This window comes from Haloarcula ordinaria (genome assembly GCF_029338275.1).
GTDB classification, from domain to species: domain Archaea; phylum Halobacteriota; class Halobacteria; order Halobacteriales; family Haloarculaceae; genus Haloarcula; species Haloarcula ordinaria.
On the sequence record NZ_CP119789.1, the window covers coordinates 2,811,390 to 2,826,369 of the forward strand.

Consider the following 14,980-nt stretch of genomic DNA (forward strand, 5'->3'; position numbering starts at 1 on the left):
CGATCGGGCGGGCGCTACGGGGCGTCGGCGGCGGCAGGCAGCTCGACGGTTATCGCGTTCCCACCGGCGGGGCGCTCCTCGAACTGTATCCGGCCATCCGAGTGGTTCACGAGCAGGTAGACGTACCACAGACCCAACCCTTGCGCGTGCTTTATCTGGGTCGACGCGTCCGGGTCGAGGAGCACGTCCAGTTCCGCCTCCGGGATAGGGGGCCCGTCGTCCATGATAGTCACGGAGACAGTCGACTCGCCGCGTTCGACCGTGATATCGACGTTCGGCGTCGCACTCTCGTGGTGGTCGACGGCGTTCCCCACGAGCTCGTCGAACGCGGCCGGCAGGTCCGGAACCGCGCGCACGGCCACGGAGTCCGGTCCCGACAGCGAGACCGTCGACTCGGGGTACTCCTGTCCGTAGGAGTCCGCAATCGACCGGAGCGAGGGCATCAGCTCGACCGCTGTCGGCTCGGGCTCCATCCGCAACAGGTCCGTTATCTTCCGCTCCGTCTCCACGTTCGCGAGGAGTTTCTCGCCCGTCTCCTCGATGGTCTCGGCGTACTCCGTGATGGGAGACTCCCCTTCGTGTCTGATGAGCTCGGCCTGGCCGTTGACGACGGTCATCTTGTTCCGCATGTTGTGGCGGAGATACCGGTCGAGGGTCTGGAGTTGCTGTTGGCGCTGGACCAGGTCGGTCACGTCCTGCTGGAAACCGATGTATTCGACGACAGTCCCGTCCTCGTCCCGAACCGGTGCGATTTCGACACGGTTCCAGTAGCCCGACCCGTTGGCCCGATAGTTCCGGATAGTGACTGAAACCGGTTCCTCGGCGTCGATTTTCCGGCGGAGCTGCGCCACCGTCTGTTCGTCGGTCCCGTCGCCCTGTAGGAACCGGCAGTTGCGTCCGAGGGCCTCCTCGCGGCGGTACCCTGTCTGTGCGACGAACCCGTCGTTGACGTAGGTGAGCGGGTTGTCCGGCTGCGTCGCGTCGGCCAGGATGATTCCGATGGGTGCCCTGTCGACCGCGTTCTTCATCTGCTGGAGCTCCACCTCCCGCTGCTTGCGCTCGGTGATGTCCTGTATCGTCCCCCGGACGCGGGCGACGTCACCGTCGTCGCACTGTGGTTCGCCACGGACCCGGACCCACCTGTGCCCCCCGTGCTGGGTGGTCATCCGCATCTCGAGGTCACAGCGTTCGTTCTCCGCTATCGCTCGTTGGAACTGTTCCTCGAAGGTTCCGCGGTCCGCGGGACGGAACGCTTCGAGGGTCCGTTCGGGCGTGATGGTCTCGTCGGCCGAGAACCCGTAGATGCGGTAGACCTCGTCGGTCACGTACAGCTCGTCGGTCCGGAAGTCGTACTCCCACGCCCCGACCTTCGCGATGTCCTGTGCCTTCTCGAACAGGTCGACCTGTCGTTCCAGTTCCCTCGCCTGGGTCTCCTGGACGGTGACGTCCTCTATCGCCGCGACGACGTACTCGACACGCCCCGATTTGTTCCTGATGGGCGCCATGTTCACCGACACCCAGATGTCGTCACGGTCGGGGCGTGCGAGGAGGTGTTTGTCCCCTAAAACCGGCTGGCCGGTCTCCAAGACCCGTTCGAACGGGCGGTCGGCCAGTGGAATCACCGTCCCGTCCTCCCGAACGGGCGTCCAGTCGCTGCTGTCGTACCGCTGCCCGACGAGGTCCGATGGGTCCTGGTCGAACAGCTCGCCGGCGCGAGTGTTCGCCCGGACGACAGTCCCGTCGGGTTCGAGGACGAGTTTCGCAAGCGGGCTCGACTCGAATATGAGGTTCGTCAGCTGCTGTTCTTCGTCCAGTTCCCGAGAGAACTCACGCATCTGCAACAGATTCCCGAGCCGTGCCGTGAGCTGGGCCTTCGGCATCGGAATCCAGAGGACCGAATCGACGTACCGCGACAGCTCCCCGTCGAACTCGCGCCACGGGTTCGTCGCGTCCGTCTCCGAGAGCAACGCGACGGGTGCGAACACCGGCGACTCTTCGGAGCGCCATCTGCCAAATCGCTCAGTGGACCGTTCCAGCGCGGGTTCGTCGATGACACAGAGGTCCACCTGCTCGGGGACGGTCCCCGAGAACTCGACCACCTCGTGAGCGGAGAACTGCTCGGTCAGCAGCTCCCGGTTCCGGTCCCGCTCGATGTCGAGGCCGATTCGAGCGCCCGTACGTCCGGCGTGTTGGTCCATCTGTCAGTACGACGTGTCGTCCCGCTCCGGCCGGTCGGTAGGCTCCGCGATACCTGTCAGGAGGCCGTGGTAGCCAGAGATGGGGTCACCGACTCGTATCCCGGCGTCTGATTCGATGGAGAGCGTCCGAAGCGAGTTCTCGAAGTCGCCGTATCGGTTCTTCAGGACGCCGATCGCTTTCCGCAGCTCGCCGTCAGTCTCGAGGTACCGCAGGAAGATGATGTTGTCCGCGAGGTAGCTGATGTCGTGGGCCGTCGGCGAGAACTCGCCGGTAACGTACTGGACCTCCTCGATGAGTACGACGGTCACGCCCATCCGCTTGAGGTAGCGACAGAGGGCGTGGAGCTCTCGAGCCAGCGCGTCGGGCGACTCGTCGCCACGCAGTCCCTGGCGGTAGCCCACGATACCGTCGAGCATGACGAACTCGACGTCGCGCTCCTCGACGGCTTCTCTGACGTGGGTGGCGAACTCGTCGGGACTCTGGGTGAGCGCTTCGACCGCTTCGACCTCGAGGTCGCCTGCGTCTGCGAGCGACTCGACGTTCATCCCGAGTTTCGACGAGCGATGGAGGTAGTCGTCGCGGAGTTCCTCGAAGAGATACAGGAGCGACCGCTCGCCACGGCTGGCGGCGGCCTGCAGGAACTGCGAGCCGGTCGTGGTCTTCCCGACGCCGGAGGGCCCCGAGATGACGGTGACGGAGCCACGCGCGATGCCGCCGTGGAGCAACTCGTCGAGCCCGACGACGTCTGAGGGCAGCTGTGACCGGTCGTGTTCCTGCTGGTGGTCGCCCGGGACCAGCTTGGGATAGACCCGACCGCCAGTGTCCGAGTGAATCCGGTACGTGTGAACGCCGTTTTCGAACCCGGACCCGCGGTACTTCGTCACCTCGAGCGTTCGGCGGTCGGTCGTGCGCTGGAGCTCGATGACGCTCGTCCCGAGGAACTGGAGGTCGTCCTCTGAGGGGGTCTCGGCCGGTTTCGCGGTGCAGACGGTCGTGACGTCACGGTCGGTGAGTGCGTTGAACAGCGAGGTGATCTTCCGGCGGAACTGGAAGTCGTCGGGGAGCAGCGAATGGAGCTCCGAGAGCGGGTCGATGACGAGTCGGTCGATGTCGTTCTCCTCGAGTTCCGTCGCGATCTGGTCGATGAGTTCCTCACCGTCGACCTCCTCGCTGGGGAACACGGTGTAGGAGTCGTCGGTGAAGAACACGTCGCCGCCCGGGCTGAGGTCCCGGATAGTCACGTTCGAGAGGTCGATGCCCAGCGCGTCGGCGTTGCGGCGGAGCTCCCGTTCCCGCTCTTCGAAGCCGACGTACAGGCTGTGTTCGCCCGCGGCAAGGAACTGCAACGCGAGGATGGTCTTCCCCGTTCCAGCCCCCCCGGTGACGATAGTCGTCTGCCCCTCTGGGACCCCACCGTGCAGCACGTCGTCCAACCCGGGAGTCCCGGTTGGTACCTTAGAGAGCGCCTCGATATCCATTGCACTGTGCCAGGCAGTGAATAGGAATAAGAGTTGGGGCGTAGAACCACGGTGGTTTATCCCGGTATCAGTGCGCCTCGGAACCGGAGAACCGCGACCGCCGGGTTCGACGTGCGCAGGCTGTCAGCGAGCGAGACGGTCACGCTGTGGTCGAAGTCGGCAACCCCGATTGCTATGTGGGTAGACCATCCCATGCAGCGTTCCGAGTCGAGTCACACTGGGCCATCCTGGTGATTCTTGGTGTTGTTCGATATTGAATAAACCATACACAACAATTTTATCGACGGAGCCGCTATCGTCTGGCAGCGATGCCAGATTCGATGTGCGAACAGGTAGAGCAGGAGATGGTGTGTGAGGGGCTGCTGGAGTGCTTCCACGGCCTCAAGCAGCTCGACAGAGCGTGTTTCCAGGCGCTCGTCGACGCATCGGACCCGCTCACTGTCGACGAGATCGCCGAGGCGGTCGACCGCGAGCGCTCGACGGCCTACCGGTCGGTCCAGCGACTCCGCCAGTCGGGGTTCATCCAGAAAGAACAGCTCAACTACGAACACGGCGGCTACTGTCACGTCTACAGGCCGACAGACCCCTCGAAGATAGCCGAACAGATGCAGCGCCTGCTCAACGACTGGTACGCCAAGATGGGACAGCTCATCCAGGAGTTCGAGCGGAAGTACGCCGACGAAACCGAGCACAGGCAACCGATAGAGAGCTAGGGCAGCGACTCGCTCGAATCGAACACGGATATTCGTCGTTCTGTCTGGCTCGCTCTCGGACGAGCCGTCCACGAGATGCGCCGCGGAATCCGCCCGGAACCGTGGGACGAGGAGTGGACGAAGAAGGGGCGACACAACACCTATTACTGTTCTCCTGGAATACATAACGAATGTCCGAACATATCCACGAGACGCTCGAGGTCGACGAGTTCACGCTTGGCCTCGTCGGGCCGGACCAGGAGTGGGCGGGGACAGTCGCCGACGGCGGGACGGTCGAGACACACACGCCAGCGGGGTGCTGGGGACCGATGATTACCCCCTCCTTCCGCGGCGGTCACGAGGTGACGCAGCCGATATACGTCGAGAACGCCGAGCCGGGGGACGCACTCGTCGTCCGAATCAAGGACGTCGAGGTGACCAGCGTCGCGACCAGTACCGGCAGCATGGCCGAACGCGAGGGCGCGTTCGGCGACGACCCGTTCGTCGACCACCGGTGCCCGGAGTGTGACACACCGTGGCCCGAGACCGTCGTCGAGGGGACCGGCGAGGAGTCCATCCGGTGTGCCGAGTGCGGGGCGAACGCGTCGTCGTTCGGCTTCGAGTACGGCTACACCGTCGTCTTCGACGACGACCGGACGGTCGGCATCACCGTCGGTGCCGAGGGCGCCCACGACCTCGCGGAGCGGGCCGACGAGGCGATGGCGCTCCCGGAGAACTCCCGCCAGCACCCGATTCTCCTCTACGAGCCGGACGAGATGCCCGGCACGATCGGGCGACTCCGACCGTTCATCGGCAACATCGGGACGACGCCGGCGGTCGAGTTGCCGGACTCGCACAACGCCGGCGACTTCGGGCAGTTCCTCATCGGCGCGGAACACGACTGGGGGCTCCCGGACGAAGCCGCACTCGAGGCCCGGACCGACGGGCACATGGACTCGAACGAGGTGCGCGCCGGTGCGACGCTCGTCTGTCCGGTCCGCGTCGACGGCGCTGGCCTGTACGTCGGTGACCTCCACGCGAACCAGGGCGACGGCGAGCTGTCGCTGCACACGACGGACGTCAGCGGGAAGACGGAACTCGAGGTCGAGGTCATCAAGGGACTCGACCTCGACGGCCCGCTGCTCCTGCCGAATGAAGCAGACCTCCCACACATCGCGAAGCCGTACTCCGACGCCGAACGCGAGGCCGGTGACCAGCTGGGCGCCGAGTACGGCGTCGAGACGGTCCACGACGCCGCGCCCATCCAGTTCATCGGGTCGGGGGCGACCATCAACGACGCGACCGAGAACGCGTTCGACCGCGCCAGTTCGCTGCTGGGAATCTCCGAAGGCGAGGTCCGCTCGCGCTGTACGTTCACCGGTGGGGTGGAGATCGCCCGCCTCCCCGGCGTCGTCCAGCTGACGATGCTCGCGCCGATGGACCTCCTCGACGAGGTCGGCCTCTCGGAGACGGTCCGCTCGCACTACGGTCTCTGATTCCGCAGCGTCTCAGCCGCCCCGCATCGCGGGAAAGACCTTCACTGCCTGGTCGTCCGCGACCGGACGGTCGAGCGTCGCTCGCTCGCCGTCGACCATGATACGGACGCTCGGGCGGATCGCACCCTCCTCGTCGAGAAGTTGTGACGCCGTCCGTGGGTACTCGGTCACGAACGCGTCGACGAGGTCGCCGACCGTCTCGGCGTCGACCTGCAGTTCGACCCGCTTCTCACCTGTTGCACTGCGCAGTGGCCCGTACACCTGGAGCTCCATAGGAGACCTATGAGAGCGCGTGGACAAATACCTGCCAACTGGGATCGGAGACCCGTCTTTCACCGGCCACGCGCCGGAGTCTTCAGAACTCCCGTGAGAGTGCCGCCGCGAGACGGTCGACCTCGTCGCCGGTGTTGACGGCGTGGATAGACGCTCGCACTGCGTTCGGGGACGGCAAGGCCCGCACGACGATGCCCTCGGTCCGGAGCCGTTCGACGGTCGCCTCCGGGTCGTCGACGTCGATGGCCACCAGACCGGACTCCGGTGATGCGGGGCTGAGCAGTCGGTCCGGCGGAATCTGTTCGACGAACCGCGTCGCTAGTCGTTCGATTCGCGATTCGAGTCGCTCGATACCCACCTCGGAGAGTGCCCCGATTGCCTCGCCGAGCGCGACGTGGGCAGCCGGGTTGGCCGACCCGACCTCGAACCGACGGGCACCCGGCTTGAACGTGAACGGGTCGGCCGTCGGCGTCTCGACGCTCCGGTAGCCGACCGTTCGGGGTTCGAGGTCCGACGCAGCGTCGCCGTCGACGTAGAGGAACCCGCCGCCCCAGAGTCCGAGCAACCACTTGTGGCCGGCGGCGGCCACCGCATCGGCTCCCCACGACTCGACGTCCATCGGCATCTGTCCCGGGACCTGTACGGCGTCGACGAGCGTGAACGCGCCGGCGTCCCGAGCGATGTCGACCAGTTCGGCGACTGGGAGCCTGGTCCCGTGCGTCCACGTGACCGCGCTAAAGCAGGCGACGTCGGCGCCGGCCACGGCCGCCTGGAACGCGTCGAGGTCGACTCGCCCCTGCTCGGTCTGGACGACTCTGACGTCTGCGCTCTCCCGCTCGAGCCGCTGCCACGGGAGCGTTCCGGCCGGGTGTTCGAGGTCGGTACGGACCACGACGGCGTCGTCCGGCAGGTCCAGCCCGTCGGCCACGGCGTTGATGCCCGCCGTGGTACTCTCGGTCAATGCGATTTCGTCGGGCTCGGCGTTGATCAAGCCCGCAACCTCGGTCCGTGTCCGCTCGAAGGCCCCGAACGCCCGGTCGTACGGGTCATCACTCACCGGGGCCTCGAACTCGTGTGTTTCGAGAAACGCCTCGGCGGCCGAGACGACGTACCGTGGGCTTGGCCCGTGCGCCCCGTAGTTCAGATACACGCCCGACTGGAGCGCGGGGATGTCCGCACGGAGTTCACCCGGCGTCATCGATTCACCGACCGCCAGCTGGTCAGGACGAGTCATTGCCCGGTAGTACGACCCCAGCCCACTATAGTCTTGCGATATTTATACAATACTATCAGATACGCTCTGCTGAGGTGACGGCAGGGCCACACGACTTAGATAACAGTCCCCACCTCGATCGAGAGTGGACAAGAGAGAGCAGTCCAGGAAGCGATTATCTGTAGACTGCGTATTTCGGCCCGCTACGGAGTTTTCTCGATTCGGAACAGCCCGCCTACTGAAAACCAACAACGATATCGGGGCGTGGTTCCGGAACCGGACTCGGTCCTCTGCTCGGGATTCTGGACCAACCGTATCCGACTGTCGTTATAATATTGTACATTTCTACCAAAACTATTAACTGTCGTGGCCTGCTAGCTGGCAGTGATGGCAACGAATACTCAGTCTGATGCTGGTGCTGCGACGCCGGACGAACCGATTCACGTCGGCGGCGAGGCCGAACTCGACGACGCGGTGGACACCCACAGCGTCGTCCTCGCCGACTTCTACGCGGACTGGTGTGGGCCGTGTCAGATGCTCGAACCGGTCGTGGAGACGCTCGCGGCCGAGACCGAGGCCGCCGTGGTGAAGGTCGACGTTGACGCCAACCAGTCGCTGGCGGCAGCGTACGGCGTCCGCGGCGTACCGACGCTCGTCCTGTTTGCCGACGGCGAACCGGCCGAAGAGCTCGTCGGTCTCAAGTCGGAAGATCAGTTACGGTCGGTGCTCGGGGAGTACACACAGTAGATGCGCGGGGACGTACACACACTCGTCATCGCCGGTTCGGGCGTCGCCGGACTCTCGGCGGCCGTCTACGCGGCCCGCGCCGACCTCGACCCGCTCGTTCTCGAGGGGGACCAGCCGGGCGGCCAGCTCACGCTGACGACCGACGTCGAGAACTACCTGGGCTTCCCCGACGGTATCGGCGGGATGGCGCTCGTCGAACGCGGCAAAGAGCAGGCCAGACGATTCGGCGCGGAGTTCCGCCACGGCCGTATCGAGGCGGCGAGTGTCGACGAACAGCCGATAGCGCTGGAGCTCGCAGCAGGCGACGTGGTCCGAACCAGGGCGCTCGTCGTCGCCACGGGCGCGAGCGCCCGCTGGGTCGGTGCCGACAACGAGGCCGAACTGATGGGGCACGGTCTCTCGACGTGTGCGACCTGTGACGGCGCGTTCCACCGCGGCGACGACGTGCTCGTGGTCGGCGGCGGCGACAGCGCGATGGAGGAGGCGCTCTTCCTCGCGAAGTTCGCCGACGCCGTGACCGTCGTCCATCGCCGCGAGGAACTCCGCGCCTCGGATATCATGGTCCAGCGCGCCCGAGACCACGAGGCCATCGACTTCGCGTGGAACACTGAACTGCTGGCTATCGACGGGTCAGAGGAACAGGGTGTGACCGGGGCGACGCTCGTCTCACACCCGGACGGCTATCCCACGGAGAAGTACGGGGCCGATGCAGACGTGACGGTGTCGGACGTCGACGTCGGCGGCGTGTTCTACGCCGTCGGTCACGAACCGAACACGAGATTCCTCGACGGCACGCCCGTCGAACTCGACGAGGAGGGATACGTCCAACCGGTGGCCGCTGGCGAACGCTGGGCGACGACGGCGACTGCGGTCGAAGGCGTCTTCGCAGCCGGCGACGTGATGGACACGCAGTATCAACAGGCAATCAGCGCCGCGGGGACGGGAAGTATGGCCGCACTCGACGCCGAAGCGTGGCTCGATGCGAACGGACACGCACCGGACGAAGCGACAGACCCACTCCAGGCGAGTGCAGACGACTGAACGGCCGAAATGACACAGACGCTGTTGTAACCCGAGTCCAGACGTCGAATCCGCGGTCGAAGCCCTTGACCACGAGGAGAGCGAAGTGATTACAGTCGGTCCCACAGCAAAAGACAGGTCGTGCACCGGTTCGAGTTGTATTATGTGAGTTTTCGAAACCGTAGATAGAAACTTGAGTCGGGACAAGAGAGAACAGTACTCTATCCGAGGAGACCGATACTGACCGTGCCCAATAGAGTAGTGTATTCGGGATATCGACCTTCTACAGGTGATTCGCACCGCCAAGACGAGCGGAAGACAGGGGCGCTTTCGCATTCCTGAAGATGCTCGTCCAGCATTCGGCTCGAACACCGTTGGGACTGCTGCCACCGGAACATCGACAGGATTGGACGACGGCGGCAGTGTTGCCGTCTCCCAGGATTGCGCCCATACGAGTGGGGCTCACACCCACCGGAAACGCCAAGTCCCCGGGCGGTCCACGCGGTAGTACATGCGCTACTATCGCACCACTGTAGACGGGCGTCTACACCTGGTCGCATTCGACGACGAGACCGGATACGACATCACATCTGCCAAGCCCGCCGTGACGGACTTCGCGGACCTCGCACACGTCGCGGACGTCGCCGGGTCGACGGTTGACGACGTCGCACGGGGGCTCTTGGACGACGCAGATGTCGTGGACGTCCCCGCCGACGAGTCCGTCGACGTGCCCGTCGGCGCAGACGAGGTGTGGGCGGCTGGCGTCACCTACGAGATCAGCGAACAGGCCCGCGAAGCCGAAAGCGGGATGCCGGAGATGTACCTCCACGTCTACGACGCAGACCGACCGGAGATATTCTTCAAGGCGACACCCAACCGCGTGGTCGGGCCGGGTGAGGCGGTTGGCATCAGGGAAGATTCGGACTGGAACGTCCCCGAACCGGAGCTGGGCATCGTCCTCCACCGGGGCGACATCGTCGGCTACACCATCGGCAACGACATGAGCAGTCGGTCTATCGAGGGCGAGAACCCGCTCTATCTCCCGCAGGCGAAGGTCTACGACCGGTGCTGCTCGCTCGGCCCGTGTGTCGTCTCCGCGGAGTCGGTCAGTGACCCCCACGACCTCACGATGTCGATGACCATCTCGGACGGCGACGAGGTCCGCTACGAGGGGGAGACCTCGACCGGCGAGATGGTCCGGACCTGCGAGGAGCTGGTCTCGTATCTCACCCGGCACAACGCGGTCCCCGAGTCGGCGGTACTCCTGACCGGTACCTCGCTGGTCCCCGAGGAAGGGTTCACCCTGTCGCCCGACGACCAGGTCGACATCACCATCGAGGGTATCGGTCGCCTGACCAACCCGACGACGATGGTCTGACCGGCGGCAGGGTACGGCCACGGTACTGTTCTGCAGTCCTGTCCGGTTTCGCTCGGTTCGAGTCCACCCGGACTCGCTGCTGTCCGACGATACGGAACGGCGAGGACGGTCGAGTCCGTCGAGAGCGGCGGTAGATAACAGTCGTACCTGTGTTATCATCTCGACGGATGTCGATTCCGGGATGCGAGTCGAGTATCCAGAGAGCCCACAGAAGGCCGCTTTGTCCAGAATACACGATATCTGTGCACTGCTGAACCGTCGATGTGAACCACCGTTCGACTCTACTGAAACCGGAACCACGAATCTGTTTGCCCAGAGCGCTCCGGGTCTGTACCGAGGAGGCCCGAACCGACCGAACGACGCAGCCCTCGTAGACTATCGACTGCGTAGCGCGTTCTACTCAGGTGAACGCTAGAGTCCCGTCGACGTCGAACGTCTGCATCCAAGGACCGGCCGAGTCGCGACCTCCGGTCACTCCGTCGGGTCGAGGACGACGTTCTCCAGGTCGCCGACGGCTTCGCCGTCGTCGAGTCGTCGGACGTTCCCGGCGACGATGTCGGCGAGTCGCTCGTAGTACTTGGGGGAGTGCCCGGCGTTGTGTGGCGTGACGAGGACGTTCTCGTAGTCCCAGAGCGCGTGGTCGGCGGGCAGCGGTTCAGGGTCGGTCACGTCGAGTGCCGCCCCACGGATTCGGTTGCCCTGGACGGCGCTGACGAGCGCCGGCGTGTCGACGAGGCCGCCGCGACCCACGTTCACGACCACGGCGTCCGGCGGGAGCGTGTCGAACTCGGCATCACCGAGGAGCCCCCTGGTCGTCTCGGTCAGCGGGCAGGCCAGGACGAGGTAGTCGGTCCGTGCGAGCGCACGGTTGAACGCAGCCGGTTCGAACCCGACGACCTCGTCCGTCGGCCCGCCCTTCTCGGGGGTGTACCGGACGCCGACGGTCTCGACGTCGAACCCCTGAAGACGCTCGACGACGGCCGTCCCGATGGCACCGAGGCCGACGACGGTGACGGTACTCCCGGCGAGCTCGTGGGCCTGGAAGTGTCGCCACTCCCCGCGCTGGGACCGCCGAACGGCCTCGTCGAGACGGCGGGTGAACATGAGCACGAAGCCCAGGACCTGTTCGGCGATGTTGGGGCCGTGGACGCCGGAGGCGTTGGTCACGGTGACGCCCATCTCGCGGAAGGTGTCGAGCGGGAGGTGGTCGTAGCCCGCGGCGGCCCCGGCGAACAGTTCCAGGTTGTCGGCCTGGTCGAGGAGGGCCGTCGAGATACGGGTGCTGGTCACGACACGGGCGAACTTGATGGCCGCTCGCTCCGCTTCCGGCGTCGCCGCGTGGAACACGTTGGCGTCCGGAAGCCGTTGGGAGAGTTCGCGGGCGTAGTCCTCGCTCGGCATCCCGTGGGGACCACTCCGGAGGACGAGGATATCGACGTCGTCCGGCGTCATCGACAGCCCCCTCCGGGTTTGACCCGACTCGGCGCGACCGATGCGTGGGTGGCGGGAGTCACACCGGTGCTACCTCCGGGCGTGCATTAACAGTTTCTGCGCCACGGACGGTCTCGAACACCCGGGAATCACCCATCCACGCAAGAGCGTGTATTCGGGCAGCGGTTCGTGCTCCCAATCAGCGACTCCGAAACGTACCAGGGTGGGGGTGTTCGGACTGCAAGATTTAACTCCCCCTCTTCCCAGTGTCCAGGCATGACAACCGGGAGCGTGGCGGCGTTCGAACGGTCGCTGGCGGCGGTCGACGCGACGTCGACGACCGTCACGCCGGACGAGTTCGCGGACGCCCTGGAGGCAGCCATCGAGACACCGGCGGTCGGTGCGCCGCTACCCTTCGACGACGTCTCGCTCGCGGAGACGAGCGTGACCCTCGACCCGCCCCGGTCGACCCTCCAGGAGGCGGCCTGCGGGGTGACCGGGAGTCCGCTCGGCATCGCTGAACTCGGAACCGTCGCGGTCGAGTCGACGGCCGGCGGCGACGAGCTGATCTCGCTGTATCCCGAGCGCCACGTCGCGGTCGTCCGCGCGTCGGACGTCGAACCCGACCTCACGGCGGCCTTCGGGTGGCTGAGCGAGCAGTTCGAACGGGGACGCCAATCGTTCGTGTTCGCGACGGGCCCCAGTGCGACGGGGGACATGGGCGCACTCGTCCGGGGCGCACACGGACCGGCGACGGAACACGTCATCATCATCGAGCCGCATGAGTGAACACGAACACACCAGAGCGGAGGGGTCGAACGGACTGGGTGGCACCGAACACAACGAGCTACGCGAGAATACGCAGCTGTTCAACAAGCAGCGCTACGAGGCCGTCGCGCGCGTCGAGGACTACGAGGCGTACCGCACCCAGGCGAGAGAGATTAAGGAAGCCGCCATCGAACGCCTGCCGGACCTCATCGAGCAGACCCGTCAAGCCGTCGAGGCGAACGGCGGGTCGGTCTACGTCGCCGAGGACGCCGCCGACGCGAACCAGCACATCGAGGGTCTCCTCGACGAGAAGGGCGCCGACAGCGTCGTGAAGTCAAAGTCGATGACCACCGAGGAGATACACCTCAACGACGCGCTCGAAGCCGCGGACGTCGACGTCTGGGAGACGGACCTCGGTGAGTTCGTCATCCAACTGGCGAAGGAGAAACCCTCCCACATCGTCGGGCCGGCGTTGCACATCTCCCGCGAGGAGATAACCGAGCTCTTCGAGGCTGAGTTCGACCCCGAGGAACCCCTCGACACGGCTGAGAGACTCACGCGGTTCGCCCGCGACTACCTCGGCGAGCGAATCGACGCGGCCGACGTCGGTATCACAGGCGCGAACTTCGTGCTGGCCGAGAGCGGCTCTATCGTGCTGGTCACCAACGAGGGCAACGCCCGCAAGTGTGCGTCGATTCCCGACACCCACGTCGCCGTCGCCGGTATCGAGAAGATAGTGCCCTCCATCGACGAGCTGCATCCGTTCGTCGAGATTCTCTCCCGGGCGTCGAATGGGCAGGACATCACGCAGTACCTCTCGATGCTGACGCCGCCCGTCGAGACCCCGGCCGTCGACTTCCGCAGCGACGACGACCCGACGATGAGCGACGCCGACGGGGAGCGGGCCTTCCATCTGGTACTTATCGACAACGGCCGCATGGCGATGCGCGACGACGAGGACCTGCGCGAGACGCTGTACTGCATCCGCTGTGGCGCGTGTGCCAACTCTTGTGCGAACTTCCAGCACGTCGGCGGACACGAGTTCGGCGGCGAGACGTACACGGGCGGCATCGCGACCGGGTGGGAGGCCGGCATCGAAGGGCTCGACGTCGCCGGCGAGTTCAACGACCTCTGTACGGGGTGTTCGAGTTGCGTCAACGCCTGTCCGGTCAAGATAGACATCCCGTGGATAAACACCGTCGTCAGGGACCGGCGCAACCACAGCGAAGCGCCCTCGTACAGCGACGTGCTCGTCGACGGCCTCGTTCCGGACGCGGAACCGGCCGGGACACCGTTACAGAAGCGGTTCTTCGGGAACTTCGAGACAGTAGCGAAACTCGGGAGCGCCACTGCGCCGCTTTCGAACGCCATCGCGGGGACAGGAATCGCGCGGGCGGCGATGGAGCGGTTGGTGGGCGTCGACGCGCGCCGCGACCTGCCGACATTCGAGCGGGCCACCCTGGTGGAGTGGGCCCGTGACCGGCCGGCACAGGTCACGGACCCAGAGCGCCGCGTCGTCCTCTACCCCGACGTGTACACGAACTACGTCCAGACGGAGCGAGGGAGGGCCGCCGTCCGCGTCCTCGAAGCGCTCGGCTGTTCGGTGACCGTCCCGGCGGTGTGCGGGTCCGGTCGCGCGCCGCTCTCCCAGGGGCTGGTCTCGACGGCGCGGTCGAAGGCCGAGACGGTCGCCGACACGCTCGGGGGGTACGTCGAGGAGGGCGACGACGTCGTGGTCGTCGAACCGAGCGACTACGCCATGTTCCAGCGGGAGTACGAGAACCTCCTCGACGAGTCGGCCTATGACCGCCTCGCCGCCAACAGCTACGACGTGTTCGAGTTCGTCTACGGCTGCCTCCAGAACGGAGCCGACAGCAGTGCGTTACAGGGCCCCACCGGCGAGGGCGTCGCCTACCACAGCCACTGCCAGCAGCGGACGCTCGGCGTCGAGTCCTACACCGAGGCGGTCCTCGACGAGCTAGGGTACGACGTCGTCACCTCCGACGTCGAGTGTTGCGGGATGGCGGGGAGTTTCGGGTACAAGACGGAGTACTACGACGTCAGCATGGACGTGGGTTCGGACCTGGCAGACCAGTTCGAACCGGTGGCCGGCGAGCGTACCGTCGTCGCGAGCGGCACCTCCTGTATCGAGCAGCTCGACTCGCTGCTTCGCGTGGAGTCACGCCACCCCATCCAGCTGCTCGCCCCGAACTGAGTGGCAGTATCGATGGCTGCCGTGCCCGACTGCTGACCTTCCGGCCCTCCGTCCGTTCCCCGAAGACAAT

At 65.6% G+C, this 14,980-nt stretch carries 12 protein-coding genes; 7 read left to right on the top strand and 5 right to left on the bottom strand.

The window, feature by feature from the left end:
- Positions 1-14 precede the first annotated feature (14 nt).
- Positions 15-2,198, bottom strand: coding sequence for a PAS domain S-box protein (locus P1L41_RS14780; protein ID WP_276296496.1), 2,184 nt, complete (start codon positions 2,196-2,198; stop codon positions 15-17).
- Between the two features lie 3 nt (positions 2,199-2,201).
- Positions 2,202-3,677: an ATPase domain-containing protein gene (locus P1L41_RS14785; protein ID WP_276296497.1), complete on the bottom strand. Its 1,476-nt coding sequence runs from the start codon at positions 3,675-3,677 to the stop codon at positions 2,202-2,204.
- 308 nt (positions 3,678-3,985) lie between these two features.
- Between P1L41_RS14785 and P1L41_RS14790 the strand changes: the two genes are divergently transcribed.
- Together P1L41_RS14790 and P1L41_RS14795 are read left to right on the top strand one after the other, a co-directional pair.
- Entirely contained in the window at positions 3,986-4,390 is a 405-nt protein-coding gene (locus tag P1L41_RS14790) for a helix-turn-helix domain-containing protein (protein ID WP_276296498.1), read from the top strand.
- Between the two features lie 170 nt (positions 4,391-4,560).
- Complete coding sequence (locus P1L41_RS14795; RefSeq protein ID WP_276296499.1) at positions 4,561-5,865, top strand: acetamidase/formamidase family protein; 1,305 nt, start codon at positions 4,561-4,563, stop codon at positions 5,863-5,865.
- A gap of 12 nt (positions 5,866-5,877) precedes the next feature.
- On the opposite strand, the gene P1L41_RS14800 is transcribed toward P1L41_RS14795, so the two are convergent.
- Positions 5,878-6,138 (bottom strand): ubiquitin-like small modifier protein 1, encoded by a 261-nt coding sequence (locus P1L41_RS14800; RefSeq protein WP_276296500.1) that lies wholly within the window; start codon positions 6,136-6,138, stop codon positions 5,878-5,880.
- Positions 6,139-6,220: 82 nt separating this feature from the next.
- Entirely contained in the window at positions 6,221-7,336 is a 1,116-nt protein-coding gene (locus P1L41_RS14805) for an aminotransferase class V-fold PLP-dependent enzyme (protein ID WP_276298469.1), read from the bottom strand.
- Between the two features lie 402 nt (positions 7,337-7,738).
- Here P1L41_RS14805 and trxA point away from each other — a divergent pair, with 402 nt between their 5' ends.
- From trxA to P1L41_RS14820, 3 genes are all read left to right on the top strand, one after another.
- Positions 7,739-8,098, top strand: a complete 360-nt coding sequence (gene trxA / locus P1L41_RS14810) for a thioredoxin (RefSeq protein WP_276296501.1) — start codon at positions 7,739-7,741, stop codon at positions 8,096-8,098.
- Entirely contained in the window at positions 8,099-9,139 is a 1,041-nt protein-coding gene (locus tag P1L41_RS14815; protein ID WP_276296502.1) for an NAD(P)/FAD-dependent oxidoreductase, read from the top strand.
- Positions 9,140-9,629: 490 nt separating this feature from the next.
- Positions 9,630-10,496, top strand: coding sequence for a fumarylacetoacetate hydrolase family protein (locus P1L41_RS14820; protein ID WP_276296503.1), 867 nt, complete (start codon positions 9,630-9,632; stop codon positions 10,494-10,496).
- Between the two features lie 471 nt (positions 10,497-10,967).
- Here P1L41_RS14820 and P1L41_RS14825 read toward each other — a convergent pair whose 3' ends face one another.
- Positions 10,968-11,948: a D-2-hydroxyacid dehydrogenase gene (locus tag P1L41_RS14825; protein WP_276296504.1), complete on the bottom strand. Its 981-nt coding sequence runs from the start codon at positions 11,946-11,948 to the stop codon at positions 10,968-10,970.
- 255 nt (positions 11,949-12,203) lie between these two features.
- On the opposite strand from P1L41_RS14825, the gene P1L41_RS14830 reads away from it, so the two are divergent.
- Both P1L41_RS14830 and P1L41_RS14835 read left to right on the top strand, forming a co-directional pair.
- Entirely contained in the window at positions 12,204-12,716 is a 513-nt protein-coding gene (locus tag P1L41_RS14830; RefSeq protein WP_276296505.1) for an LUD domain-containing protein, read from the top strand.
- On the top strand, positions 12,709-14,910 hold the full coding sequence (locus tag P1L41_RS14835) for an LUD domain-containing protein (protein WP_276296506.1): 2,202 nt from the start codon (positions 12,709-12,711) through the stop codon (positions 14,908-14,910). Before P1L41_RS14830 ends, P1L41_RS14835 begins: the two co-directional genes overlap by 8 nt.
- The last annotated feature ends 70 nt before the right edge of the window (positions 14,911-14,980 follow it).